The sequence below is a fragment of the Streptomyces sp. KL109B genome (assembly GCF_030766935.1).
Taxonomy (GTDB): Bacteria; Actinomycetota; Actinomycetes; order Streptomycetales; family Streptomycetaceae; genus Streptomyces.
In genome coordinates this window covers 653,913-678,051 of record NZ_JASERL010000002.1, presented here as the reverse complement: position 1 = coordinate 678,051, position 24,139 = coordinate 653,913, and the positions used below count along the sequence as shown (strand labels likewise).

Genomic DNA, 24,139 nt, shown 5'->3' with positions numbered 1-24,139 from the left:
AGCGGCGGGGTCCGGGGCGGAGCCCCGGGGGCGGGTGGAGGCGCCGGGCACGGATTGTCAGACCTGGCCCGTAAGGTCATAGGGGTCATCGAGGGCCGAGTGGAGAGTGCGAAGGGAGGGGGCGTGAGCATGCCGGAGCATCCCGCGGTACCGGTGGGCGCCGCCGCCGTCTTCCTGCCCGATCCGCTGCCGCGCGCGGGCCGCGTCGCGTTCTGGTCACCGGACGGCACCGCCCTTCCGGGGGCCGACGCGGAGATCACGGTCGTGCGGCCGCACGGCACAGGCGTACGCAGCCGCAAGGTTCCGGCCCTCGTGCTGCCGGTCCTGGACGCGCTGCCCCTGCTCGTCCGCGCCCGCAGGACCCGCGGGGCGAACCCCGCCGCGGCCGCCTGGGGCGCCGCCGCGGCGCACGCCCTGCACCTGATGGCGCGGGGCCGGCTGCTGCCGGGGCTCACCGTGTCCGACCACGACGCGTGGCGCGCGGGCCCGCTCGACGAGGACGACGTGGCGCAGGTGCGGGGCATCGCCGCCGCCCTGCCGCCCGAGGGGTACGCGACGCCGGTGCCGGGGAGCAGGCCGCTGCGGGTTCCGGAGCCGGAGGCGCTGGTCCGCGCGTTCCTTGACGCGGTGGCCGACGCGCTGCCGCGCACCCCGGCCGCTGCGCACGCGGCGGGCGCCCCGTTCGCCGCTGCCGCCGCCCAGCACATTCCGCGGGCCCGCCCATGGGCGGTCGAGGCGGCGGCCGGGCTCGACGCGGGCGTGAAGGTGTCGCTGCGGCTCGACCTGTCGCAGTACGCGTTGTTCGACGGGGGCGAGGAAGGCGAGGAAGCGGCGGGGGCCGGGGCCGACCAGGACACCGGCGCGCGGCGCGCGGGTGCCGCCATCGTGCAGGTGCACAGCCTCGCCGACCCCACGCGCGTGGTCGACGCCGCCGGGCTGTGGGCCGGGGAAGGCGGCGAGCACTTCGGGCCGCGCGCCCGGATCGACGCGGTGCTCGCGGTGCGCCGCGCCGCGCTCGCCTGGCCGCCGCTCGGCCGCCTCCTGGAGCAGGACGTGCCGGACGTGCTGGCCCTCTCCGAGAGCGAGCTCACCGATCTGCTCGGGCCCGGCGCGGCCCGCCTCGCCAAGGCCGGTGTCACCCTGCACTGGCCGCGCGACATCGCCCGCTCGCTCACCGCGACCGCCGTGGTCCGCGCGCAGGCCGCGCCCGGCTCCGCCACCGACGGCACGGCGTTCTTCGACAGCGAGGAACTGCTCAAGTTCAACTGGCAGCTGGCGCTCGACGGCGACCCGCTGACCGAGCGCGAGATGGACCTGCTCGCCGAGTCGCACCGCGCGGTGGTACGCCTGCGCGACCAGTGGGTGGTCGTCGACCCCGACCTCGTACGCAAGGCCCGCAAGCGGGAGTTGGGGCTCCTGGAACCCGTCGACGCGCTCGCGGTCGCGCTCACCGGCGAGGCCGAGATCGACGGCGAGCGGGTCACCGCCGTCCCCGCGGGCCGCCTCGCCGAACTGCGCGACCGGCTCACGCGCGGCATCGACACCGTCGAGCCGCCCGAGGGCCTGCACGCGACGCTGCGCGACTACCAACTGCGCGGACTGGCCTGGCTCGACCTCATGACCTCGCTCGGCCTCGGCGGCTGCCTCGCCGACGACATGGGGCTCGGCAAGACCGTCACGCTCATCGCGCTGCACCTGCGGCGCGACCGCCCGCAGCCCACCCTCGTCGTCTGCCCGGCTTCGCTGCTCGGCAACTGGCAGCGGGAGATCGAGCGGTTCGCGCCCGGCACCCCGGTGCGCCGCTTCCACGGCGCGGACCGCACCCTGACCGGCGTAGCGGGCGGCTTCGTCCTCACCACGTACGGCACCCTGCGCACCCGCGCCGGCGAACTCGCGGGATACACCTGGGGCATGGTCGTGGCCGACGAGGCGCAGCACGTGAAGAACCCCAACTCGGCGACGGCGAAGGCACTGCGCACGATCGACGCCCCCGCGCGCGTGGCGCTCACCGGCACCCCCGTGGAGAACGACCTGTCCGAGCTGTGGGCCCTGCTCGACTGGACGACCCCCGGACTGCTCGGCCCGCTCAAGGCGTTCCGCGCCCGGCACGCGCGCGTGGTCGAGGGCGAAGTGCCGCTGCAAGGGCACGGCGGGACGAACCCGGAGGCGATCGAGCGGCTCGCCCGCCTGGTGCGCCCGTTCATCCTGCGGCGCAGGAAGTCCGACCCCGGCATCGTCCCCGAACTGCCCCCGAAGACCGAGTCCGACCACCCCGCGCCGCTCACCCGCGAGCAGGTCTCGCTCTACGAGGCCGTGGTGCGCGAGTCGATGGCGCAGATCGAGGAGGCCGAGGGCATCGGCCGCCGCGGCCTCATCATGAAGCTGCTGACGTCGCTCAAGCAGATCTGCAACCACCCGGCGCAGTACCTCAAGGAGGGCGACGGCGACACGTCCCGTCCGCGCCTGGCGGGCCGCTCCGGGAAACTCGCGCTCCTCGACGAGCTGTTGGACACGATCGTGGCGGAATTCAACGAGGGCGGGTCGGGCGGTTCGGGAGGTTCGGGCGGGTCCGTTCTCGTCTTTACCCAGTACGTGTCCATGGCCCGGCTCCTTGCCACGCACCTCACCACACGCGGCATCCCCAGCCAGCTGCTCCACGGCGGCACGACCATCGTCGAGCGCGAGCGCATGGTGGACCGCTTCCAGTCCGGCGAAGTGCCCGTCTTCCTGCTGTCGTTGAAGGCGGCGGGCACCGGGCTCAACCTCACGCGCGCGGGGCACGTCATCCACTTCGACCGCTGGTGGAACCCGGCCGTCGAGGAGCAGGCCACCGACCGCGCGTACCGCATCGGGCAGACCCAGCCCGTGCAGGTCCACCGGCTGATCACCGAGGGCACCGTGGAGGACCGGATCGCCGAACTCCTCGCCGGCAAGCGGGCGTTGGCGGACGCCGTGCTCGGCTCCGGCGAGGCGGCGCTCACCGAGCTGACCGACCGGGAGCTCACGGACCTCGTGACCCTGCGCAGGGAGGCGACGAGCCGATGAACCGACCCCTGGGGCGGTCGCGCAGGCCGCATGTTCCGGGCCGTGCGGGCGCCGACGAGCAGGCGCGGGCCCGGCACCTCGACACGCGCCGCACATTCCCGCCGCTGCCGCCCCGCGCCGAGCCCGGCGGCGGCTTCGCCCTGACGTGGTGGGGCAACGCGTGGGTGGACGCGCTGGAGGACAGCGCCCTCGATCAGGGCCGCCTCGCGCGCGGCCGCGCGTACGCGGACCGTGGCCACGTCGACGCGATCACCGTCACTCCGGGGCGCGTCGTCGCCTACGTACACGGCTCGCGCCCCCGCCCGTACCGGGCCGAACTGCGGCTGCGCACCCTGTCGGAGGAGGCGTGGGACCGTTTCCTCGACACGGCCGCGAGCCGCCCCGAACACCTGGCGTCGCTGCTCGACAAGGACGTGCCGCACGCGCTGGCCGCGGCGGCCGACCTGCTGCCCACGGTCGACGACCTCACCCCCGAGTGCACCTGCCCGGACCGCGGCGACCCCTGCAAGCACGCGGCGGCGCTCTGCTATCAGACGGCGCGGCTGCTCGACGAGGACCCGTTCGTGCTTTTCCTGTTGCGCGGGCGGGGCGAGCAGGAGTTGCTGAGCGCGTTGACGCGGCGCGGTTCGGTGCGGGAGGCGGAGGAGCGGTCGAAGGCGGCCGCCGCTCCCGAGATGGACTCGGTTCCGGCCAAGGACGTGTCCGGGTGGGTGCCGGAAGGGCGTCAACTGCCGCCGCTTCCACCGGAGTTCCCGGCGCCGACGCACCCGGAGCGGCCGCCGTCGTACCCGCAGGCGCCGGATGCGCCGGACCCGTTGGCGCTCGACCTCCTCGCCACGGAGGCCGGGGTGCGGGCGCATGCGCTGCTCACCAGTGGCGTCGATCCGATCGCCGGGCTCACGCCGTGGCAGGACGCGGTTCGGCTGGCCGCCGCGCATCCGGGGTCGGGGCTTACGGCGGCGACGCGGGCGCTGTACGCGTCGCTGTCGCGGGGGACCGGGCGGACGCCGAACGATCTGGCGCGGGCCGTCGCGGCGTGGCGGCAAGGTGGGCTGGAGGGGCTTTCGGTGCTGGAGGAGGAGTGGGATCCGCCGGCGGGGCCGTTCGACCGGGCCCGGCCGGCGCTTCTTGCCGTGGGGCATCCGGAGTTCCGGCCGTACCGGAACCGGTTGTCGACGCCGTCGCTTCAGTTGCGGCTGGGGCGGGACGGGTGGTGGTACGGGTACGAGTCCGATGTGGGGCGGGAGGACTGGTGGCCGAGGGGGGAGCCGGGGCGGGATCCGGTGTCGACGCTTGGCGCGGTGCTGGGGGCGGGATGAGTTCGGCGTGGGCCGGGGTTGCGGTCGCGGGGCGCTGCCCCGGACCCCGCTGGCTCTCGTACGAAAGGCGGGGCTTGACTTGCCGAACCGGCCAACGAGAAGGCGTTGCGCGAGTGGGCTCGTTGGGCGGCCGAAGAGCCGTTGCGGGTGGGGGAGTCGCGGGTCGACGAACACTACGTACCGCGACCTGAGTGGTCCGAAGACCGGCGTCGCGGCGCCGCCGCGGCCGGGGGCCGGTTCGTGGGGGCGGCGGATCGCGTAGTGGACGGAGGCGATGACGAGGCGGCCCGCGTCGAGGAGTTCGCCGATCTCCGTCACGCGCAGTGTGCGGTGGACTGTCGCGTCGAGACCGTGCACCTCTCGTACGTACTCCGCCGCGGGCGCGTACACCATGCCGTGGATCTCGCCCTCGGCGTCCACCCGGTACGCGCCGAACTTCAGGGCCGCGTCGCGCAGTTCGAAGAGCGAAGGGGCGGTCGAAGTCGCCGGACACGATGGGGTCGACCAGCTCGGGCGAGGCGAACTGGGTGTGGCTCGGATACGTACACGTAGGGCACCACGAGGTGGAAGCGGAGGTCATGTCACTGACGGTAGCCGCTGAGGAAGCGGCCGATCCGGCTGATCGCGGCGTCGAGGTCGTCGGCGTGCGGGAGGGTGAGGATGCGGAAGTGGTCCGGGGACGGCCAGTTGAAGCCGGTGCCCTGGACGACCTGGATCTTCTCGCGCAGCAGGAGGTCGAGGACGAACTTCTCGTCGTCGACGATCTTGTGGACCTTGGGGTCGATGCGCGGAAAGGCGTACAGGGCGCCCTTGGGCTTCACGCAGCTGACGCCGGGGATCTCGTTCAGCTTCTCCCACGCCTTGTCACGCTGTTCGAGGAGGCGGCCGCCGGGCCGGGTGAGTTCCTGGATCGACTGGCGGCCGCCGAGCGCGGCCTGGATCGCGTACTGGGCGGGCGCGTTCGGGCACAGGCGCATGGAGGCGAGCATCGTCAGGCCCTCCAGATAGTTGCGCGCCTGCTGCCGCGGGCCCGTCACCACCATCCAGCCACTGCGGAAGCCCGCCACGCGGTACGTCTTCGAGAGACCGGAGAACGTGAGGACGACGAGGTCCGGGGCGAGGGTCGCGGCGGTGTGGTGCACCGCGTCGTCGTAGAGGATCTGGTCGTAGATCTCGTCGGCGAAGACCATCAGGCCGTGGCGGCGGGCGAGGTCGAGGATGCCCTCGACGATCTGCTTCGGGTAGACCGCGCCGGTCGGGTTGTTGGGGTTGATGATGACGACCGCCTTCGTGCGGTCCGTGATCTTCGACTCCATGTCGGCGAGGTCCGGGTACCAGTCCGACTGCTCGTCGCAGAGGTAGTGGACGGCCTTGCCGCCGGAGAGGGTCGTGACCGCCGTCCAGAGTGGGAAGTCGGGGGCCGGGACGAGGACTTCGTCGCCGTCCTCCAGGAGTGCCTGGACCGCCATCGAGACCAGCTCGGAGACGCCGTTGCCGAGGAAGACGTCGTCGACCCCGACGTCCAGGCCGAGCGCCTGGTAGCGCTGGGCGACGGCGCGGCGCGCGGAGAGGATGCCGCGCGAGTCCGTGTAGCCGTGCGCCTGCGGGAGCATCCGGATCATGTCCTGGACGATCTCCTCCGGGGCCTCGAAGCCGAACAGGGCCGGGTTGCCGGTGTTCAGGCGCAGCACGCTGTGGCCCGCCTCCTCAAGGGCGTTGGCGTGCTCGATGACCGGGCCGCGGATCTCGTAGCAGACCTCGCTCAGCTTGCTCGACTGCCGGAACTCCATGGGTGCCCTCCAGGCGCGCCAGTGACTCGTGTTGCACGTGCTGCTTGGTTTTACCAAGTGGCCGCTTGGAAAGTCCAACAAGTTGCATAGACTGCGCGCCATGCCACGCCGAAGCTACGACCAGTACTGCGCCGTCGCCCGCGCGCTCGACGTCGTCGGGGACCGCTGGACGCTCCTCATCGCGCGCGAACTCCTCGCCGGCCCGCGCCGCTACACCGATCTGCACGCCGACCTGCCCGGCGTCAGCACGGACATGCTGGCCACGCGGCTCAAGGACATGGAGCGCGACGGCGTCGCCGAGCGCCGCCGGCTGCCCGCGCCCGCGTCGGCGTACGTGTACGAACTCACCGAGCGGGGGCGGGGGTTGCTGCCCGTGCTGCGGGCGCTGGGGGAGTGGGGCGCGCCGGGCCTCGCCGAGCGGCGGCCCACCGACGCGGTGCGGGCGCACTGGCTGGCGCTGCCCCTGTCGAGACAGTTGGAGGCGTTGGGGGAGCCGGGCGTCGTCGAGGTCCGGGTCGACGAAGGGGTCTTCCATGTCCGGGTGGGGGAGGTCCCGGTGGGCGGGCAGGGGCCCGTGTACGGGGACGGGGCGTACCCGGACGGGGAGCCGGGGGTGCGGCTGAACCTGGAGGGCGAGGTGTGCGGCGAGGTCGCGCGCGGCGCGGTCGGTCTCGTGGCGGCGGTGCGCGGCGGGCGCGTCGCCGTGACCGGAGAGGGCGCGCTGGCGAAAGCGCTGCGTGGCGGTTCGGCCTCCTGACGACCGCGGTCGGCAATGTCCGGACCGTCCCGAGGCGCGGCGTGACAAGAGTCGCACCGCCCCGCACGGTTACACGTCGCCCCATTTTGTGAAGGCCCCATGAACTCGGGCCTACCGGCCGGTATGCCCTCTGGATCGCGTCAATTTCCGCTCTGATCAAGCCAACACGTGCGTGTTAGCGTCCCGGTCGACCGGGGGCCGAATGTGAAGAGTGAGAGGGACCCGTAGAAGACATGGGGCACATGCACCACATGACAGGTGGCTGGATCACTCCGCTCCTGTCGTACGTGATGGCGGTCGTGGGATCCGCGCTGGGCCTGCGCTGCACGGCGCGTGCCCAGGCCGCCGGACGGCGGTCCAAGCGGAACTGGCTGCTGACCGCGTCCGTCGCGATCGGCGCCGGCATCTGGACAATGCACTTCATCGCGATGCTCGGCTACGCCGTCGACGGCACCGCGATCCGCTACGACATCCCCCTGACCCTGCTGAGCCTCGTCGTGGCGATCGTGGTGGTCGGCGCGGGCATGTTCGTCGCCGGGTACGGAAAGTCCCGCGCCCTGTCCGTACTGCTCGGCGGGCTCGGCACCGGGTTCGGCGTCGCCGCGATGCACTACATCGGCATGTCGGCGGTGCGGCTCAACGGGTCGCTCTCCTACGACCCCGTGCTCGTGATCGCCTCCGTGGTGATCGCCGTCGTCGCCGCGTCCGCCGCGCTGTGGGCCGCGCTGTCCGTGCGCGGGCCCGTCGTCGCGGCCGTCGCCGCGCTCGTGATGGGGCTCGCGGTGAGCAGCATGCACTACACCGGCATGGCCGCCGCGAAGGTCACCGTGCACGCGGGCACCGCGCCGCTGTCCGGCGCCACCGCGACCGCGTTCATCCTGCCGCTCGCCGTGGTGCTCGGCTCGTTCCTCTTCCTGACCTGCGCGTTCGTCGCGCTGTCGCCGACGGCGGACGAGCGGGCGCAGAGCGAGGCGGCGGCGCGTCCGCTGCATGAGGTCGAGCTGCCGGCGACCTGAGCGCCCGCCCTTCCCCCCACCATCAGGCTTCCCCCACCAGGCCCCGCCGAGGAGCTGCCCCATGCCCGCGCGCTTTCCGCTGCCCGAACGGCTGCGCTCCAAATCGATCAGAGCCAAGGTCGTCACCCTGCTCACGGTCCCCGTCGTCTCCGTGATGGCGCTGTGGGGGCATGCCGCGGTGACCACGGCCTCCCAGATATCCGACAAGGAGCAGCTGAAAGAGGTGAACTCGGCGCTCGTCACGCCGATCTCACGGTTCACCGTCGCCGTGCAGGACGAGCGCACGGCCGCCATGAAGTACCGGGCCGGCCACGACGCCGCCGCGCGCCAGGACTTCACCGCGGCCACCGGCCGCACGGACAAGGCGGTCGACGACCTCACCGCGGGGCTGCGCTCCATCAGCACCGACCTCGCCGACCTCGACGCCGCGCTGCCCGACCGCATCCAGAAGCTGAGGTTCAGCGCCGACTCGCTGTCCGGACCGCGCCAGAAGGCACAGGCCACCACGGGCGGCGCCGGCGCCATCGACGGATACGACACGGCGGTCCAGCGGGCGCTTTCCGTACGGGCCGGGCTCGCGGCGGCCGACGGCGACACCGCGCGTACGCTCCTTCAACTCGCCCGCGCCCGCGAGGCGTTGAGCCGTCAGGACGCGCTGCTCGGGGCCGCGCAGGCCGACGGGAAAATGACCGCCGCCCAGTACCGCGACTTCGTCGGCGACGTGGCCGTGCAGCGCGACCTCACCGAGGCCGCGCTGCCCGAACTGCCGGACAGCGACGCCGACGCGTACCGCGCCGCGCTCGGCACCGCGAGCGCGAAGGACCTGAGCCACGTTCAGGACATGGTCCTGGCCGCCGGGGCCACGCACGCCGCCGACGCGGTGCCCGCCGGACGCTGGCAGGCGGACGCGCGAGGCACCCTCACCGCGCTCGACAAGGCCGAGTCGGGCGCCATCGACAGGGCCGCGGGCGCCGAGCCGTACTCCCTTTCCTCGCTTGGCAGTTCCGGCATCGCCGTGATCCTCGGTCTGCTCGGTGTGATCGTGTCGCTGCTGCTGTCCGTACGGATCGGGCGCGGCCTGGTCGCCGATCTCACGGGGCTGCGCAACGCGGCGCTCGACATGGCGGCGACCCGGCTGCCCGCCTCCATGCGGCGCATCCACAACGGGGAGGACGTCGACCTCGACAAGGAGGCGCCGCTCGACGAGACGCCGCACCACGACGAGGTCGGGCAGGTCGGCGCGGCGCTCACGACGGTGCAGCGGGCGGCGCTGCGGGCGGTCGCGGACCGGGCGGCGGTACTCACCGGTGTCTCCGGTGTGTACGTTTCGCTGGCGCGGCGCAGCCAGGTGCTGTTGCACCGCCAACTCGACCTCCTCGACGCGATGGAGCGCCGTACGGAGGACCCCACCGACCTCGAAGACCTGTTCCGCGTGGACCACTTGACGACGCGGATGCGGCGGCACGCCGAGTCGCTGCTGATCCTTTCCGGGTCTGCGCCGGGGCGGGCGTGGCGCAATCCGGTGCCGTTGATCGACGCCGTGCGGGCGGGGGTCGCCGAGACGGCCGACTTCGACCGGGTGCAGCTCCAGGACATCCCCGACCTGTCGCTCGCGGGGTCCGCCGTCGCGGACGTCGTCCATCTCGTGGCCGAACTCGCCGAGAACGCCTCGACGTTCTCGCCGCCGCACACGCCTGTGGTGGTGCGCGGCGAGCCCGTGGGGGCGGGGGCGTACCTGGAGATCGAGGACCGTGGGCTCGGGATGAGCGACGAGGCGCTCGCCGACGCCAACGCGCGGATCAACGCCACCGACATCGACCTGCTCGACTCGCGCAAGCTGGGCCTCTTCGTGGTGAACCGGCTCGCCGACCGTCAGCGCCTCGACGTCACGCTGCGGCGCTCCATCTACGGAGGCATCACCGCGGTCGTCTTCATCCCACAGAACCTGCTGGAGACGCCGCACCTTCCCACGCCTCGGGGCTCCGCCCCGGACCCCGCTGCTCAATCGCCGCAGGGGCTCGAAGTTCCGGAGCCCTTGCCGCAGCGCAACCCCCGGGGCTCGGCCCCGGACCCCGCTCCTCAAACGGCGGAGAGGCTTGAAATGCCGGCACCTCGGCACATGCCGGCACCCCGGCACCGCTCGCCCGATGCGGCGGAACCCGCGGCCACGGAGGACCTCCCGCGGCGCGTACGGCAGGCCAACATGAACCCCGAGTTGCGCGAGACCGAACCCGAGGTCGACAAGCCCGGCCCCACCGGACGTTCGCCGGAGGCGGCCCGCGCCACCATGACATCGCTCAGCTCGGGCCGCCGCCGCGCCCGCGCCGCCCGCGAGGACGGCGGCCCGGCGGCCCCGACCGACGGAGGACCCCGATGACCCCGACGTACAACGTCACCGGCCTCGGCGGCGACGGCGAACACAGCAACAGCATGGGCATCGACTGGCTGCTCGACGAGCTCGCCGCCCGCGTCTCCGAAGTCCGGTACGTGGTCATGCTCTCCGGCGACGGCCTCTGCGTCGGCGCCTCCACCGGCCTCGGCCGCGACGAGTCCGAACGCTTCTGCGCCATCGCCTCCGGCTTCCACTCCCTCGCCAAGGGCGCGGGCCGCCACTTCGCCGCCGGCGGCGTCGTCCAGACGATGGTCGAACTCGAAGGCGGCTTCCTGTTCGTGGTCGCCGCGGGCGAGGGCTCCTGCCTCGCCGTGTTCACCGACGGGTTCGCCGACATCGGCCTCGTCGCGTACGAGATGGCCCTGCTCGTGGACCGCGTCCGCGAACACCTCGGCGTACCCACCCGCTCGGACGGCGATGCCCCGTGAAGGACAAGGACGACGCCTGGTCCGACCGCTACGACGAGGACGCCGGGCCCCTGGTCCGGCTCTACGCCATGACCTCGGGCCGCGCCCGCACCGGCAACGGAGCGGAACGCATGGACCTCATGGCCATCGTCCGCCCCACCCGCACCAGACCGGACGGCCCGCTCCCGCCCGAGCAGCGCGAACTCCTCGCCCTGTGCCTGCGCGGCCCCCGCCCCCTCGCCGACCTGGCCTCCGACTCCGGCCTGCCGCTGGGCGTCGTACGCGTCCTGCTCGGCGACCTGTCGGCGAAGTCCCTCGTCACGGTCACCCCGCCCGAGTCGGCCGCGGCCTCCGACCCCGTCACCGGCGAGCCCGCCGGCTACGCCCGCCCCGACGCCCACCTCCTCAGAGAAGTGATCAATGGCCTTCGCGCACTCTGACCCCACCCCTCGCGCCGATTTCACGGCCCTCAAGGTGCTGATCGCGGGCGGCTTCGGCGTCGGCAAGACCACGCTCGTGGAGTCGGTCAGCGAGATCCGCCCGCTGCGCACAGAGGAGGACCTCACGGTCGCCTCGCGCGGCGTGGACCACCTCGACGGCGTCACCACCAAGTCGACGACGACCGTGGCGATGGACTTCGGCCGCATCACGCTCCGCGACGACCTCGCCCTGTACCTGTTCGGCACGCCGGGGCAGGACCGGTTCTGGTTCCTGTGGGACGAGTTGGCCACGGGGTGCCTGGGCGCGGTCGTCCTCGCGGACACCCGCCGGCTCGCCGACTCCTTCCCGGCCGTCGACTACTTCGAGAGCCGCGGCATCCCGTTCGTCGTCGCGGTGAACTGCTTCGACGGCGTACGTTCCCACACCCCCGAAGCGGTCTCGCGCGCGCTCGACCTCGGCCCCGGAACCACGGTGCTGCTGTGCGACGCGCGTGACCGGGAGTCGGGGAAGGAGACGCTGATCTCGCTCCTCGAACAGGTGCTGCGCCAGGACGCGTGAGCCGGGGCGGCGCACCGGGGGCATTAACCTGAACCGGTGCTCAGAGAAATCACCGCCACCCGCTATGTGAACCCGCTGCGCACCGGCGGCTCCGTCCCCGGTGTGGTCGAGGCCGACGACCTGGGCACGTACGTGCTGAAGTTCACCGGGTCCGCGCAGGGCGTCAAGGCGCTCGTCGCGGAGATCGTGGTGGGCGAGCTGGCGCGCGCGTTCGGCCTGCGCTTCCCGGAGCTGGTCCTGGCCCACTTCGACCCGGCGCTGGGCGCGACCGAACCGCACCAGGAGGTCAAGGAGCTGCTCGACGCCAGCGCCGGCCTCAACCTCGGCATGGACTTCCTGCCGGGCGCGGTCGACTTCACACCGGAGCTCGCGGAGACGTTCCCCGTGGACCCGGTGGAGGCGGGCCGGATCGTCTGGCTCGACGCGCTCACGGTCAACGTCGACCGCACGGTGCACAGTTCGAACCTGATGGTCTGGCCGACGCTCGGCGTGGCCCCGCCGCGCCTCTGGCTCATCGACCACGGCGCGGCCCTCGTCTTCCACCACCGCTGGGACGGAGCGGACCCGACGAAGTCCTACGACTTCCGCCACCACGCCCTCGGCGGCTACGGCCCCGACGTCCACACGGCCGACGCCGAACTCGCCCCCCAGGTCACGGAACCCCTCCTCCGCGACATCCTCTCCCTCGTCCCCGACGCCTGGCTCACAACGGACTTCCCGACGGCGGAGGAGGCCCGGAACGCGTACGTCACGTATCTGCTGACCCGCGCCCGCTCCTCGGCCTCTTGGCTCCCGGCGGACTTCCCGTCCCGGGCGGAGCTGGCGGAGGCCGATGCGCAGCGGGCCGCGGCGACGGAGCGAGGGCGTCCCGCCTGGCTGAAGCGCGTCCCCGACCTCCACGGCAAGCCTCCGGCGGAACAGGACTGGTCCCGCCACGTGGGCTGACCCGCCGCACCTCCCCGGCCCCCGGTGCCGCGCAATGAGAACCAGGGGCGGCGACCCGGGAACGCGAAGGGCCCGGCGCCACCCCGGCGCCGGGCCCCGAAAACCGCGGGTACGTCAGCGGAGCTGCTCGTACGCGGGCAGCGTCAGGAAGTCCGCGTAGTCCGCGTCCAGGGAGACCTGGAGGAGGAGGTCGTGGGCCTGCTGCCACTTGCCGGCCGCGAAGGCGTCGTCGCCGATCTCGGACTTGATGGCGGACAGCTCCTCCGCCGCGACCTTGCGGGCCAGTTCGGCGGTGACCGTCTGCCCGTCGTCGAAGACGACGCCCGCGTTGATCCACTGCCAGATCTGGGAGCGGGAGATCTCGGCGGTGGCCGCGTCCTCCATGAGGTTGAAGATCGCGACGGCGCCGAGGCCGCGCAGCCAGGCCTCGATGTAGCGGATGCCGACCTGGACGGCGTTGACGAGGCCGTCGTAGGTGGGCTTGGCGTCGAGGGAGTCGATGGCGATCAGGTCGCCGGCCGCGACCGAGACGTCCTCGCGGAGGCGGTCCTTCTGGTTCGGGTTGGTGCCCAGGACCTTGTCGAAGGACTCCATGGCGATCGGGACCAGGTCCGGGTGCGCGACCCAGGAGCCGTCGAAGCCGTCGCCGGCCTCGCGGTCCTTGTCGTCGCGGACCTTCGCGAACGCGACCTTGTTGACCTCGGCGTCGCGCCGCGACGGGATGAAGGCCGCCATGCCGCCGATCGCGTGCGCGCCGCGCTTGTGGCAGGTGCGGACGAGGAGTTCGGTGTACGCCCGCATGAACGGTGCCGTCATCGTCACCAGGTTGCGGTCCGGCAGGACGAACTTCGAGCCGCCGTCACGGAAGTTCTTGACGATGGAGAAGAGGTAGTCCCAGCGGCCGGCGTTGAGGCCGCTCGCGTGGTCCCGGAGTTCGTACAGGATCTCTTCCATCTCGTACGCGGCCGTGATCGTCTCGATCAGGACCGTGGCGCGGACGGTGCCCTGCGGGATGCCGACGTAGTCCTGCGCGAACACGAAGATCTCGTTCCAGAGGCGGGCCTCCAGGTGCGACTCCGTCTTCGGGAGGTAGAAGTACGGGCCCTTGCCGAGCTCGATCAGCTTCTTCGCGTTGTGGAAGAAGTAGAGGCCGAAGTCGACGAGCGCGCCGGGGACCGGCTTGCCGGACTCGTCGACGAGGTGGCGCTCGTCGAGGTGCCAGCCGCGCGGGCGCATGACGACCGTGGCGAGCTCCTCGGCCGGCTTCAGCGCGTACGACTTGCCGGTGCGCTCGTCCGTGAAGTCGATCGCGCCGTTGTAGGCGTTGGTGAGGTTGAGCTGGCCGCCGATGACGTTCTCCCACGTGGGGGCGGAGGCGTCCTCGAAGTCGGCGAGCCAGATCTTCGCGCCGGAGTTGAGCGCGTTGATCGTCATCTTGCGGTCGGTCGGACCCGTGATCTCGACGCGGCGGTCGTTCAGGGCGGCCGGGGCCTCGGCGACCTTCCAGGTGTCGTCCGCGCGGATCGCGGCGGTCTCCGGGAGGAAGTCGAGCGTGGAGGTGCGGGCGATCTCGGCGCGGCGACCGGCGCGGCGGGCGAGGAGCTCGTCACGCCGCGGCGTGAAAAGGCGGTGCAGCTCGGCCACGAAGGCGAGGGCCGCTTCGGTGAGCACCTCGTCCTGCTTCGGCAGGGGCTCGGCGTCGACGATGGCCAGCGGGGACGGCGCTGGTGCGGACATGTGGCTGTCACTTCCTTCAGCGAGCGAACGGCGCGCACGGCACGGGGTGCCGGGGCCGCTTGGGTATGACTGCTGGCCCCGTTTCCGGGGGCCGGCCCTTCTCAACAGTGGATATTAGTTTCCTCATTGTGGAAGTTCAATGGTTTGTTGACGTCGAGATTCTCAGAGTCGACAGAACGTGGCTCTGCGTGCCATGCCCCGTTGCGCTGTGTTACTCAAGGTGCTTGAGATCGGCTTCGGTGTCGATGTCGTACGCCTCGGCGATGTCCCCGCAGTCGACGAGTTCCAGCCCCGCCGCGTGCTCCTTCAGGTACGCGCGGGCGCCCCGGTCTCCCGTCGCGCTCGCCGCGATCCCCGCCCAGTGGTCCCGACCGAACAGCACCGGATGCCCGCGCCGCCCGTCGTACGCGGCCGCCGCGAGCGAGGCGGGGGAGTCGTACGCCGCGAGGACCCGGGTCACCGCCGCCGCGCCGATTCCCGGCTGGTCCACCAGGAGGACGAGCGCCGCGGACGCCTCCGTCGCCGCGAGCGAGTCGAGGCCCGCCCGCAGCGAGGAACCCATGCCCGCCTCCCAGTCCGGATTCACGGTCACCTCGCATCCATCGAGCACGGCCCGTTCCCGTACGTCGTCGGCCGCCGCCCCGAGTACCACGTGCACCGGATCGCATCCCCCGGCACGCAGGGTCCGCACCGCGTGCTCCACGAGCGGCCGCCCGCGGTGGGGGAGCAGGGCCTTCGGGCGACCCCCGAGCCGCCGGCCGCCGCCCGCCGCGAGCAGCAGCCCCGCGACCGTCTCTGTCTGCCTCGTCGTCATGCCCCTTGCATATCGCACGCGGGTCGCGATCGAAGTAGTTCGGATTTTCACAGTTGCCTTGCGCAACGGACTGGCGCAACGCCTGTGTGTGGCGTTAACTGGGCGGCCACAAACCCGAGTTGGCGCCCGACCGACGCTCAGGTCGGGTGGCACGGAGTAGGACAACACACGCACAAAGACGTGCGAGGGGGAGAGAGCTGTGTTGCGGAGCGTGGAGCAGAGGCTTGTGACCGGCAGCGACGAGGACCCGCGAGTGGCCGAGCTGCGCACCGCCGTGTCCCGATTGCGCCGCGAACTCGCCGCGCACCCGGCCGAGTTCCCGGACCGGGGCATCGCCGAGGACGAGCTCGCGGCGCTCGACGCGATGGCCGGCGGGGGCCGGCCCGAAGTGCCGAGACTGCGCCGTTCGCTGCTGCTCGTGGCAGGGGCGGTCGGCTCGGTGAGCGCGCTGTCCGGGGCGTTGTCGCAGGTCAGGGGTGCCGTTGAATTGTTCGGGGGGCCGCCGCAGCGCTGACCCGCACTGGGCGGGGCGTCGGGCTACGCCACCCAGTGCGGCCGCCCCGGCTCCTCACCCGCCCCGCCGAACCCGCCGAACCCACCGAGCCCCCCACCCGCGTCGGCCGCCTTGTCGACGGACGCCGCGATCCGCCGCACCGCCTCCTCGGCCACGTCGACCGGCTGGACGTACGGCACCCGCAGCCGGTGCTCGAACGTCCCGGGGTCCGCGCCGAACCGCGAACCGCCCTCGATCCGCACCCCGTGCCGCAGCGCCGCCCGCCCCAGCGCGGAGGCGATCGGCCGCCCCAGGTCCACCCAGAGGGAGAGCCCGCCGGGCGGCAACTGCCAGCGCCAGTCCGGGAATTCGCGGCGAAGCGCCTCGGTGAGCCGGTCGCGGCGCTCGCGCAGCACGGGGATCCGCCCGGCGAGAATGCTCTCCTCCCGGTCCAGCAGCCGCCCCGCCACCAGCTGATCGAGCACCGAACCCGACATGTCGGCGGTGACGCGCAGCGTCGTCAGCTCGGTGATCAGGCGGGTGCCCGCCCGCACCCAGCCGACCCGAAGCCCGCTCCAGTGCCCCTTGCTCAACGAGCCGACGGTGACGATCTGTTCACCCCCGCCGGGCGGCGCGAGCGAGGCGAACGGCGGCTCCCGCACCCCGTCGAGCGCGATGTCCGCGATCGTCTCGTCGATGACCAGCCACGTGCCGGTGGCCCGCGCGGCGGCGATGATCCGCCGCCGCTGCTCGCCCGGCATCAGCCGGCCCGTCGGGTTCTGGAAGTCGGGGATCAGATACGCGAGCCGGGGCGCGGACTGCCGCAGCGTCGCCCCGATCAGCTCCACGTCCCAGCCGTCCTCCGTGACCGGAACCGGCGCCGTACGCATCCCCAACTGCCGGATGACCGACAGGGCGTTGGCGTACGAGGGGTTCTCGACGAGGATCCGGTCGCCGGGCCGCCCGAGGAGGGTGAGGGTGAGCGAGACGGCCTGTTGCGCGCCCGTCGTGACCAGGATCTGCTCGGGCAGCGTGGGAAGCCCGCGCCGCGTGTACCGCTCGGCGATCCGGGCGCGCAGCTCCGGCAGGCCGTACGGGTGGTAGCCGTTGGTCAGCGCGTGCCGGGCCACGTCCGGGGCCGCGGCGGCGTACGCGGCCGACATCTCGTCCTCCAGGAACCCCGGCGCCGCGACCGCCAGATCGATCACGTCGTCCCCGGCGGCGGGCGTCGCCACGGCGGTCGGCCGGGCGCCCTCCGGCAGCTCGGTCCACGTCCCGGCGCCGCGCCTGCTGTGCGCGTACCCGCTCTCGCGCAGCAGGTCGTACGCGGCCGTGACCGTGGCCCGGCTGACGCCGAGGGAGGCCGCGAACTCGCGCTCCGCGGGCAGCCGCGTGTGCAGCGGGATCCGCCCGTCGAGCAGCAGTGTCCGCACGCCCTGCGCGAGCGCGCGGTACCCGGGCCGCTCCCCGGCCACCCCGGTCACGAGCGCCCCGAGCCGCCGCCCGCCGAGTCCGCGCCCGCCGCCGCTGTCCACGCTGCGGACCACTGGCCGTTCACCCATGCCACCACTCCGTAATTGGCCCTGCTGTCCAGGCCAATCAGCGTACAGAGTGGGGCTCGATCGACGAGGAATGGCCTGGGACCGGCCGTCCCTGGGCGCGTACGAAGAGGGGTGCAGCGAGATGGCGATGGTGGACGACGAGCGGGGCGGCGGACGTGTGGTGGTCGGGGTCGGCGGCTCCCCGGCGAGCCTCGCCGCCGTGCGCTCCGCCGTCGCCGAGGCCCGGCGGTCGGGGCGGCCGCTGGTCGCGGTGACCGCGTGGGAGCCGCCGGAGGGCGAGGCGCTGTACCGGCGGTGGCCGGACTCCGGCTGGGCCCGGCACTGGCACGCCGAGGCGCGCGCCCGCCTCGCCGGGGCGTTCGAGGAGGCGCTCGGCGGCCTGCCCGCGGACCTCGACGTGACGCTGCGCGTGGTGCGCGACCGCCCGGGGCCCGCCCTGGTCGAACTCGCCGACCGCCCCGACGATCTGCTGGTCGTCGGCGTACGTCCGCGGAGCCTGGTCCGGGCCGCCCACCGCCACGTACGACGGCACGCGGTGTGCCCGGTGCTGAGCGTGCCGGTGCGGCCGTTGCAGCGGGCGGAGCTGCGGGCGCTGCGCAGGGTGCGGCCGACGGACTTCGGCGTGATCCGCTAACGGCGCCGCAGCAACCCGTCCCGCGTCGCCCGCGCCACCGCCGACGTACGCGAGTCGACGCCCAACTTGGCGTAGATGTGCACCAGATGGGACTTCACGGTGGCCTGGCTGAGGAACAGCTCGCGCGCGACCTCGGCGTTGGAGAGCCCGTCCCGGACGAGCCGCAGCACCTCGAGCTCGCGTCGGCTGAGCGCTTCTCCGGGCGCCCGCATCCGGTCCATCAGCCGGTCGGCGACGGCGGGCGCGAGCGCGGACCGCCCGGAGGCCGCCGTACGCACCGCCGCCGCGAGCTCCTCCGGAGGCGCGTCCTTGAGCAGATAGCCGGAGGCCCCCGCCTCCACCGCCGCGAGGATGTCCGCCTCGGTGTCGTACGTGGTGAGCACGAGGACGCGCGGCCCGCCGTCGAGCGCGGCGATCCGCGCGGTGGCCTCGGCGCCGTGCAGCTGCCCGGCCCCGAACTGCAGGTCCATGAGGACGACGTCCACGCCGCCGCCCCCGGCCAGCTCCACCGCCCGCTCGGCCGTCGCCGCCTCCGCGACGATCTCGAAGTCCGCCTCCGCGTCGAGCACGGCCCGCAGCCCGGCCCGTACGACGGGGTGGTCGTCGGCGAGCAGCAGCCGGATCACGACGCGTCCCCGTTCGGCAGCGGCAGCGGCAGCGGCAGTGTCACCGCGACCGCCGTGCCGCGACCGGGCGCGGACTCCACGGTGAACGTGCCGCCCAGTTCGCTCACCCGGGAGCGCATCGCGGCGAGCCCGAATCCGCCGTCCCCCTCCCCGTCGCCGCCGGGCGCCCGTTCCGGGGCGAAGCCGACGCCGTCGTCCACCACGTCCAGGGCCACCGAGGTCTCCATGAAGCTGAGGGTGATCTCGGCGCGGCGCGCGTCCGCGTGCCGCACCGTGTTGGCGAGCGCCGACTGGGCGACGCGCAACAGCGCCACCTCGTACGGCGTGGGCAGTTCCAGCGGTGTGCCGCTCACCGAGAAGCGCGCGTCGAGTCCGGGTCCCGGAGCCGTGGCGCACAGCCGGTCGAGGGCCCCGGCCAGGGAGCCGCCGTCGAGGTCGGGCGGGGCGAGGGCGCGCACGAAGCGGCGGGCCTCCGCGAGGTTGCCCTGGGCCGCGGCCCTGGCCTGTTCGACGTGGCCGGCGGCGGGGGAGCCGACGGGCAGCTCGCGCCCGGCCGCGACCAGCAGCAGCTGGATCGAGGACAGGCCCTGCGCCAGCGTGTCGTGGATCTCGCGGGCGAGCCGCTCCCGCTCGGCGAGCGTCCCGGCGGTGCGCTCCGCCTCGGCGAGCTCGGCGCGCGCGGCGATCAGCTCCTCGATCAACTCCCGCCTGCGCTCGCTCTCCCGGTACAGCGCCTGGTACCCGAGCACCGTCGCCACGGCGACCGCCGCGCCCAGCAGCGGCCCTATGAACGCCCCCGGATTCACCGCCCCGTCATGACCGACGTACGAGCAGATCGCCGCGCCCGCCGCGAGCGCCACCGCGGGGACGCCCCAGCGCGAGGGCAGCAGATGCAGCAGCAGGAAGTACAGCGGGAACGCCAGCCACAGCGCGTCCGGCGAGAGCACGAGCAGCACCGCCCATACGCACCCCAGCGCGGCGAGCCACCACGCGGCGCCCGCGCGCGTGGACCGTACGACGGGCAGCGCGGCGCCCACTCCGTAGACGACACCCATCGCGAGGGCCACGGTCACCACCGCCGCGACCGGTTCCTCGGAGCGCCCGCCCAGGGCCCGTACGAGAACGAGCGCGAGCAGGCCCGCGAGGAGCAGGTGCAGACAGAGGCGCAGCGCGCGCAGGGCGGGGGTGAGCGAACGTGGATCCATACCGCTCACCAGCGTACGGAGCGGGGACACGGAACCGGTCAACCGAAAGTTTGAAAGGCGCGTCCCCCCTTCGATTCGGGTGAAGCGTGCTGTGGCGCGATGCCCGGGCGGGGGCCGTGGCAGCAGGCTGGTCGGCATGTTCGTCGCATGGAGAGATCTACGGTTCGCCCGGGGCAGGTTCGCCCTGATGGGAACCGTGATCGTACTGATCACGCTGCTGGTGGGACTGCTGTCGGGACTGACGGCGGGCCTCGCCCGGGACAACACGTCAGCGCTCACAGGACTGCCCGCCGACCACCTCGCCTTTGCCCGGCCCGCCGACGGCCAGTCCGTGTCGTTCACGGCGTCCACGGTCCGCCCGCGGCAGTGGCAGGAGCTCGGCGCGCAGGACGGCGTCGAGAGCGCGGAGCCGATCGGCATCGGCACGGTGAACGCCGAGGCGGGCCGCCAGACGGCCGCGGTCTCCGCGTTCGGCGTCCGCCCCGACTCCGGCCTCGCGCCCGACGCGACGCCGCCCGGCTCGGCGATCCTCTCCACGAAGGCGGCGCGGGAACTGGGCGCGTCCACGGGCGACACCGTCACCCTCGGCGGCACCCGCCTCACCGTCTCCGACATCTCCGGCGACGCCTCGTACAGCCACACGCCCGTCGTCTGGACGAACCTCGACGACTGGCAGCACATCACGCCCACCGGCGGTGGCGGCGGCGAGCGCGCGACCGTCGTCGCGCTGCGCACGGACGCGGACGCGGACCTGTCGGCCGCCGACAAGAAGGCCGGCACCGACACCACCACCATCGACGGCGCCCTCTCCGCCATAGGTTCCTACCAGGCCGAGAACGGCTCGCTGCAACTGATGCGCGGCTTCCTGTTCGTCATCTCGGCGCTGGTCGTGGGTGCGTTCTTCACGGTGTGGACGATCCAGCGCAGCGCGGACATCGCGGTCCTGAAGGCCCTCGGCTCCTCGACCCGCTACCTCCTGCGGGACGCGCTCGGCCAGGCGGTCCTGATGCTGGTCGCCGGTACGGCGGTCGGCACCGGCCTCGCCGCCCTCATCGGCGCCTTCGTCCCGGACACGGTCCCGTTCGTCATGGCACCCCTGACGGCGCTCGGCCCGGCCGCCGTCATGACCGTCCTCGGCCTCGCGGGCGCCGCCCTCTCCATCCGGCGGATCACCGCCGTCGACCCCCTCACCGCCCTCGGGAGCGCCCGATGACCCTGCTGCTCGACGACATCACCCTGACCTACGCCGACGGGGACGGCCGCCTCACGGCCCTCGACCGAGTGGACCTCGAAGTCCCGGCAGGCACCCTCACGGCGGTCGTCGGCCCGTCCGGCTCCGGCAAGTCCAGCCTCCTCGCGGTCGCGGCGACCCTCGTCACCCCCGACAGCGGCCGCGTACTCGTCGACGGCACGGAGGCCACGGCCCTGCCCCGCTCGGCCGCCGCGGAGCTGCGGCGCCGCGCGATCGGCATCGTCTTCCAGCAGCCGAACCTGCTGCCGTCCCTGACCGCCCTGGAACAACTCCAGGTCATGGCCCACCTGGAGGGCCGCAAACCCCGCGAAGTACGTGACAGGGCAATGGAGTTGCTGTCGGCGGTCGGCCTGTCCGCCCAGTCCCACCGCCGCCCCCACCAACTCTCCGGCGGCCAGCGCCAACGCGTGAACATCGCCCGCGCCCTCATCAACGAGCCCCGCGTCCTCCTGGTCGACGAACCCACCAGCGCCCTCGACCACGAACGCGGCGCGGCGATCCTGGACCTGCTCCGCACCCTGACCCGAGACCGCGCCACGGCAACGGTCCTGGTCACCCACGACCACGCCCACCTGACGGTGGCGGACGAGGTGCGAGAGATGCGCGACGGCGCTATCGGCTCAACCAGCTCAACTCAAGCCGTCGGCGGCGGCTGACCAAAATCCAGCCCTCGATGGAGGCTGAGCAACTCAAGCTCTCGGCGGCAGGTGACCGAAAATCAAGCCCCTGCGGCGATTGAGCAGCGGGGTCCGGGGCGGAGCCCCGAGGCGTCAACCACTCTGCCCGGAACTCGCAAGCGCCTCGGAGAGCTCCCGCGCCACCTGCTGCAACACCGGCACGATCTTCTCGGTCGCGGCCTCCGTCACCCGCCCCGCCGGCCCAGAAATAGAGATCGCCGCCGCCGTGGGCGAATCCGGCACGGACACCGCGAGGCACCGCACCCCGATCTCCTGCTCGTTGTCGTCCACGGCATACCCGGCCCGCCGCACATCCTCCAGCGCGTCGAGAAACCCCTCGGGCGTGGTGAGCGTCTTCTCCGTCGCCGCCGGCATCCCGGTCCGCCCGAGCAACGCCCGCACCTCGTCCGCGGGCGTGTACGCGAGCAGCGCCTTGCCCACACCGGTCGAGTGCGGCAGCACCCGCCGCCCCACCTCGGTGAACATCCGCATGGAGTGCTTCGACGGCACCTGAGCGACGTACACGACCTCGTCCCCGTCGAGCAGCGCCATGTTCGCGGTCTCACCCGTCTCCTCGACGAGCCGCGCGAGATACGGCCGCGCCCACGTCCCGAGCAGCCGGGACGCCGACTCCCCGAGCCGGATGAGGCGGGGGCCGAGCGCATAGCGCCGGTTGGGCTGCTGGCGTACGTACCCGCACGCGACGAGCGTGCGCATCAGGCGGTGGATCGTCGGCAGCGGCAGCCCGCTGCTCGCGGAGAGCTCGCTCAGGCCGACCTCACCGCCCGCGTCGGCCATCCGCTCGAGCAGGTCGAAGGCGCGCTCAAGGGACTGGACGCCGCCGGTGGGTGCGGACTTGGCGACATCAGTGGTGCTGGCGTTGGACGTCGGCACAGCGCGTTCCTTTCAGGTGGCAGGCAGAGAAGCAGCCTACCGGCGGGTTCCCCGCCAGTGATCCCTTGACCCACAAGTTCGTCGGTAGCTACGTTCTGCGTACCGGAATATTAATTTCACTTTGTGGAAACGTCTAGGGCTCGGGGGTCTTGACGGTTCCCGAAGTCTGCGTGAAAGTCCTTCAACAGAACGTTGAAGCTTGAGGAGGCCCACGTGTCGGACCCGGACGTCCAGATCGAACTCGTGCTGCGCTCGACGCGCGTCATCACCCCCGAAGGTACGCGCCCCGCCTCGGTCGCCGTCGCCCAGGGGAAGATCGTCGCGGTGCTCGCGCACGACGCGGAGGTCCCCGCCGGGGCCCGCCTCGAGGACTTCGGGGACGACGCGCTGCTGCCCGGCATCGTCGACACGCACGTGCACGTCAACGACCCGGGGCGCACCGAGTGGGAGGGCTTCTGGACCGCCACCCGCGCCGCGGCGGCCGGAGGCATCACGACCCTCGTCGACATGCCTCTCAACTCGCTGCCGCCGACCACGTCCGTCGACAACCTTCGTACGAAGAAGGACGTCGCCGCCTCCAAGGCGCACATCGACGTCGGCTTCTGGGGCGGCGCGCTGCCCGACAACGTCAAGGACCTGCGCCCGCTGCACGACGCCGGTGTCTTCGGCTTCAAGTGCTTCCTGTCGCCGTCCGGCGTCGACGAGTTCCCGCACCTGGACCGGGACCAGCTGACCGCCTCCATGGCCGAGATCGCCGGCTTCGGCGGACTGCTCATCGTGCACGCCGAGGACCCGCACGAGCTGGAGACGGCGCCGCACAACTCCGGCCCCAAGTACGACGACTACCTCGCCACCCGCCCCCGGGTCTCCGAGGACGTCGCCATCAAGGGCCTCATCGACACCGCCAAGCGGATCGGCGCCCGCATCCACATCCTGCACCTGTCCTCCTCCGACGCGCTGCCGCTGATCGCCGCCGCGAAGGCCGAGGGCGTCGAGGTGACCGTCGAGACCTGTCCGCACTACCTCACCCTCACCGCCGAGGAAGTCCCGGACGGGGCGAGCGAGTTCAAGTGCTGCCCGCCGATCCGCGAGTCCGCCAACCAGGACCTGCTGTGGCAGGCGCTCGCCGACGGCACCATCGACTGCATCGTGACCGACCACTCGCCGTCGACCGCCGACCTGAAGACCGACGACTTCGCGACCGCGTGGGGCGGTATCTCCGGCCTCCAGCTCAGCCTCTCCGCCATCTGGACGGCGGCCCGGGCCCGCGGCTACTCCCTTGAGGACGTGGTCCGCTGGATGTCCGAGCGCACCTCGAAGCTGGTCGGCCTCGACGACCGCAAGGGCGCCATCGCCGCGGGCCACGACGCGGACTTCGCCGTCCTCGCCCCCGAGGCCACCTTCACCGTCGACCCGGCCGCGCTCCAGCACCGCAACCGCGTCACCGCGTACGCGGGCAAGACGCTGCACGGCGTCGTGAAGTCGACCTGGCTGCGCGGCGAACGCATCGTCGCCGACGGCGAGTTCACCGACCCGCAGGGGCAGCTGCTCGTGCGTGCTGAAAGGAACAAGTAA

21 protein-coding genes are annotated in these 24,139 nt (G+C 72.8%); 14 read left to right on the top strand and 7 right to left on the bottom strand.

What is annotated here, in order from left to right:
- Positions 1-129 precede the first annotated feature (129 nt).
- Together RBJ65_RS08855 and RBJ65_RS08850 are read left to right on the top strand one after the other, a co-directional pair.
- Entirely contained in the window at positions 130-3,045 is a 2,916-nt protein-coding gene (locus tag RBJ65_RS08855; protein ID WP_306332119.1) for a DEAD/DEAH box helicase, read from the top strand.
- A complete protein-coding gene (locus RBJ65_RS08850; RefSeq protein WP_306316195.1) occupies positions 3,042-4,364 on the top strand; it encodes an SWIM zinc finger family protein in 1,323 nt (440 codons plus the stop codon). Before RBJ65_RS08855 ends, RBJ65_RS08850 begins: the two co-directional genes overlap by 4 nt.
- 581 nt (positions 4,365-4,945) lie before the next feature.
- Here RBJ65_RS08850 and RBJ65_RS08845 read toward each other — a convergent pair.
- Positions 4,946-6,154 carry a pyridoxal phosphate-dependent aminotransferase gene (locus RBJ65_RS08845; RefSeq protein WP_306316196.1) on the bottom strand — a complete coding sequence of 403 codons (1,209 nt, stop codon included), beginning with the start codon at positions 6,152-6,154 and terminating at the stop codon, positions 4,946-4,948.
- A gap of 100 nt (positions 6,155-6,254) precedes the next feature.
- Here RBJ65_RS08845 and RBJ65_RS08840 point away from each other — a divergent pair, with 100 nt between their 5' ends.
- The 7 genes from RBJ65_RS08840 (at position 6,255) to RBJ65_RS08810 (ending at position 12,670) form a co-directional block, all read left to right on the top strand.
- On the top strand, positions 6,255-6,911 hold the full coding sequence (locus RBJ65_RS08840; RefSeq protein ID WP_306316197.1) for a helix-turn-helix domain-containing protein: 657 nt from the start codon (positions 6,255-6,257) through the stop codon (positions 6,909-6,911).
- Positions 6,912-7,144: 233 nt separating this feature from the next.
- A complete protein-coding gene (locus RBJ65_RS08835) occupies positions 7,145-7,927 on the top strand; it encodes an MHYT domain-containing protein (RefSeq protein ID WP_306316198.1) in 783 nt (260 codons plus the stop codon).
- Between the two features lie 61 nt (positions 7,928-7,988).
- On the top strand, positions 7,989-10,304 hold the full coding sequence (locus RBJ65_RS08830; RefSeq protein ID WP_306316199.1) for a nitrate- and nitrite sensing domain-containing protein: 2,316 nt from the start codon (positions 7,989-7,991) through the stop codon (positions 10,302-10,304).
- Positions 10,305-10,357: 53 nt separating this feature from the next.
- Complete coding sequence (locus tag RBJ65_RS08825) at positions 10,358-10,747, top strand: roadblock/LC7 domain-containing protein (protein ID WP_306316695.1); 390 nt, start codon at positions 10,358-10,360, stop codon at positions 10,745-10,747.
- Positions 10,744-11,166: a DUF742 domain-containing protein gene (locus RBJ65_RS08820; RefSeq protein ID WP_372341160.1), complete on the top strand. Its 423-nt coding sequence runs from the start codon at positions 10,744-10,746 to the stop codon at positions 11,164-11,166. Before RBJ65_RS08825 ends, RBJ65_RS08820 begins: the two co-directional genes overlap by 4 nt.
- The gene (locus RBJ65_RS08815; protein WP_306316200.1) at positions 11,147-11,725 is read left to right on the top strand and encodes an ATP/GTP-binding protein; all 579 of its coding nucleotides are present in this window, start codon (positions 11,147-11,149) and stop codon (positions 11,723-11,725) included. Before RBJ65_RS08820 ends, RBJ65_RS08815 begins: the two co-directional genes overlap by 20 nt.
- Before the next feature lie 36 nt (positions 11,726-11,761).
- Entirely contained in the window at positions 11,762-12,670 is a 909-nt protein-coding gene (locus RBJ65_RS08810; protein WP_306316201.1) for a HipA family kinase, read from the top strand.
- A 114-nt stretch (positions 12,671-12,784) separates the two neighbouring features.
- Here the strand turns inward: RBJ65_RS08810 and aceB are convergent, their stop codons facing one another.
- Both aceB and RBJ65_RS08800 read right to left on the bottom strand, forming a co-directional pair.
- Positions 12,785-14,407, bottom strand: coding sequence for a malate synthase A (aceB, locus tag RBJ65_RS08805; protein ID WP_306316202.1), 1,623 nt, complete (start codon positions 14,405-14,407; stop codon positions 12,785-12,787).
- A gap of 211 nt (positions 14,408-14,618) precedes the next feature.
- Entirely contained in the window at positions 14,619-15,221 is a 603-nt protein-coding gene (locus RBJ65_RS08800; protein WP_306316203.1) for a nucleotidyltransferase family protein, read from the bottom strand.
- Between the two features lie 199 nt (positions 15,222-15,420).
- Between RBJ65_RS08800 and RBJ65_RS08795 the strand changes: the two genes are divergently transcribed.
- Positions 15,421-15,735, top strand: a complete 315-nt coding sequence (locus tag RBJ65_RS08795; protein WP_306316204.1) for a DUF5955 family protein — start codon at positions 15,421-15,423, stop codon at positions 15,733-15,735.
- Positions 15,736-15,758: 23 nt separating this feature from the next.
- Here RBJ65_RS08795 and RBJ65_RS08790 read toward each other — a convergent pair whose 3' ends face one another.
- A complete protein-coding gene (locus tag RBJ65_RS08790; protein WP_306316205.1) occupies positions 15,759-17,276 on the bottom strand; it encodes a PLP-dependent aminotransferase family protein in 1,518 nt (505 codons plus the stop codon).
- Positions 17,277-17,346: 70 nt separating this feature from the next.
- Between RBJ65_RS08790 and RBJ65_RS08785 the strand changes: the two genes are divergently transcribed.
- Entirely contained in the window at positions 17,347-17,910 is a 564-nt protein-coding gene (locus RBJ65_RS08785; RefSeq protein WP_306316206.1) for a universal stress protein, read from the top strand.
- On the opposite strand, the gene RBJ65_RS08780 is transcribed toward RBJ65_RS08785, so the two are convergent.
- Both RBJ65_RS08780 and RBJ65_RS08775 read right to left on the bottom strand, forming a co-directional pair.
- The gene (locus RBJ65_RS08780) at positions 17,907-18,536 is read right to left on the bottom strand and encodes a response regulator transcription factor (protein WP_306316207.1); all 630 of its coding nucleotides are present in this window, start codon (positions 18,534-18,536) and stop codon (positions 17,907-17,909) included. The two genes, RBJ65_RS08785 and RBJ65_RS08780, sit on opposite strands and share 4 nt — an antisense overlap.
- A complete protein-coding gene (locus RBJ65_RS08775) occupies positions 18,533-19,741 on the bottom strand; it encodes a sensor histidine kinase (protein WP_306316208.1) in 1,209 nt (402 codons plus the stop codon). The genes RBJ65_RS08780 and RBJ65_RS08775 overlap by 4 nt, the downstream gene beginning before the upstream one ends.
- A gap of 136 nt (positions 19,742-19,877) precedes the next feature.
- On the opposite strand from RBJ65_RS08775, the gene RBJ65_RS08770 reads away from it, so the two are divergent.
- Both RBJ65_RS08770 and RBJ65_RS08765 read left to right on the top strand, forming a co-directional pair.
- On the top strand, positions 19,878-20,954 hold the full coding sequence (locus RBJ65_RS08770) for an ABC transporter permease (protein ID WP_306316209.1): 1,077 nt from the start codon (positions 19,878-19,880) through the stop codon (positions 20,952-20,954).
- Complete coding sequence (locus tag RBJ65_RS08765; RefSeq protein ID WP_306316210.1) at positions 20,951-21,649, top strand: ABC transporter ATP-binding protein; 699 nt, start codon at positions 20,951-20,953, stop codon at positions 21,647-21,649. The genes RBJ65_RS08770 and RBJ65_RS08765 overlap by 4 nt, the downstream gene beginning before the upstream one ends.
- A gap of 114 nt (positions 21,650-21,763) precedes the next feature.
- On the opposite strand, the gene RBJ65_RS08760 is transcribed toward RBJ65_RS08765, so the two are convergent.
- The gene (locus tag RBJ65_RS08760; protein WP_306316211.1) at positions 21,764-22,564 is read right to left on the bottom strand and encodes an IclR family transcriptional regulator; all 801 of its coding nucleotides are present in this window, start codon (positions 22,562-22,564) and stop codon (positions 21,764-21,766) included.
- Positions 22,565-22,777: 213 nt separating this feature from the next.
- Here RBJ65_RS08760 and allB point away from each other — a divergent pair, with 213 nt between their 5' ends.
- Positions 22,778-24,139 (top strand): allantoinase AllB, encoded by a 1,362-nt coding sequence (gene allB / locus RBJ65_RS08755; protein WP_306316212.1) that lies wholly within the window; start codon positions 22,778-22,780, stop codon positions 24,137-24,139.

Excerpts from the sequence above, each read along its gene's own strand:
- RBJ65_RS08855 (WP_306332119.1), top strand. The coding sequence starts at position 130 with ATGCCGGAGCATCCCGCGGTACCGGTGGGCGCCGCCGCCGTCTTCCTG.
- RBJ65_RS08850 (WP_306316195.1), top strand. The coding sequence starts at position 3,042 with ATGAACCGACCCCTGGGGCGGTCGCGCAGGCCGCATGTTCCGGGCCGT.
- RBJ65_RS08845 (WP_306316196.1), bottom strand. The coding sequence starts at position 6,154 with ATGGAGTTCCGGCAGTCGAGCAAGCTGAGCGAGGTCTGCTACGAGATC.
- RBJ65_RS08840 (WP_306316197.1), top strand. The coding sequence starts at position 6,255 with ATGCCACGCCGAAGCTACGACCAGTACTGCGCCGTCGCCCGCGCGCTC.
- RBJ65_RS08835 (WP_306316198.1), top strand. The coding sequence starts at position 7,145 with ATGGGGCACATGCACCACATGACAGGTGGCTGGATCACTCCGCTCCTG.
- RBJ65_RS08830 (WP_306316199.1), top strand. The coding sequence starts at position 7,989 with ATGCCCGCGCGCTTTCCGCTGCCCGAACGGCTGCGCTCCAAATCGATC.
- RBJ65_RS08825 (WP_306316695.1), top strand. The coding sequence starts at position 10,358 with ATGGGCATCGACTGGCTGCTCGACGAGCTCGCCGCCCGCGTCTCCGAA.
- RBJ65_RS08815 (WP_306316200.1), top strand. The coding sequence starts at position 11,147 with ATGGCCTTCGCGCACTCTGACCCCACCCCTCGCGCCGATTTCACGGCC.
- aceB (WP_306316202.1), bottom strand. The coding sequence starts at position 14,407 with ATGTCCGCACCAGCGCCGTCCCCGCTGGCCATCGTCGACGCCGAGCCC.
- RBJ65_RS08800 (WP_306316203.1), bottom strand. The coding sequence starts at position 15,221 with ATGACGACGAGGCAGACAGAGACGGTCGCGGGGCTGCTGCTCGCGGCG.
- RBJ65_RS08790 (WP_306316205.1), bottom strand. The coding sequence starts at position 17,276 with ATGGGTGAACGGCCAGTGGTCCGCAGCGTGGACAGCGGCGGCGGGCGC.
- RBJ65_RS08785 (WP_306316206.1), top strand. The coding sequence starts at position 17,347 with ATGGCCTGGGACCGGCCGTCCCTGGGCGCGTACGAAGAGGGGTGCAGC.
- RBJ65_RS08775 (WP_306316208.1), bottom strand. The coding sequence starts at position 19,741 with ATGGATCCACGTTCGCTCACCCCCGCCCTGCGCGCGCTGCGCCTCTGT.
- RBJ65_RS08770 (WP_306316209.1), top strand. The coding sequence starts at position 19,878 with ATGTTCGTCGCATGGAGAGATCTACGGTTCGCCCGGGGCAGGTTCGCC.
- RBJ65_RS08765 (WP_306316210.1), top strand. The coding sequence starts at position 20,951 with ATGACCCTGCTGCTCGACGACATCACCCTGACCTACGCCGACGGGGAC.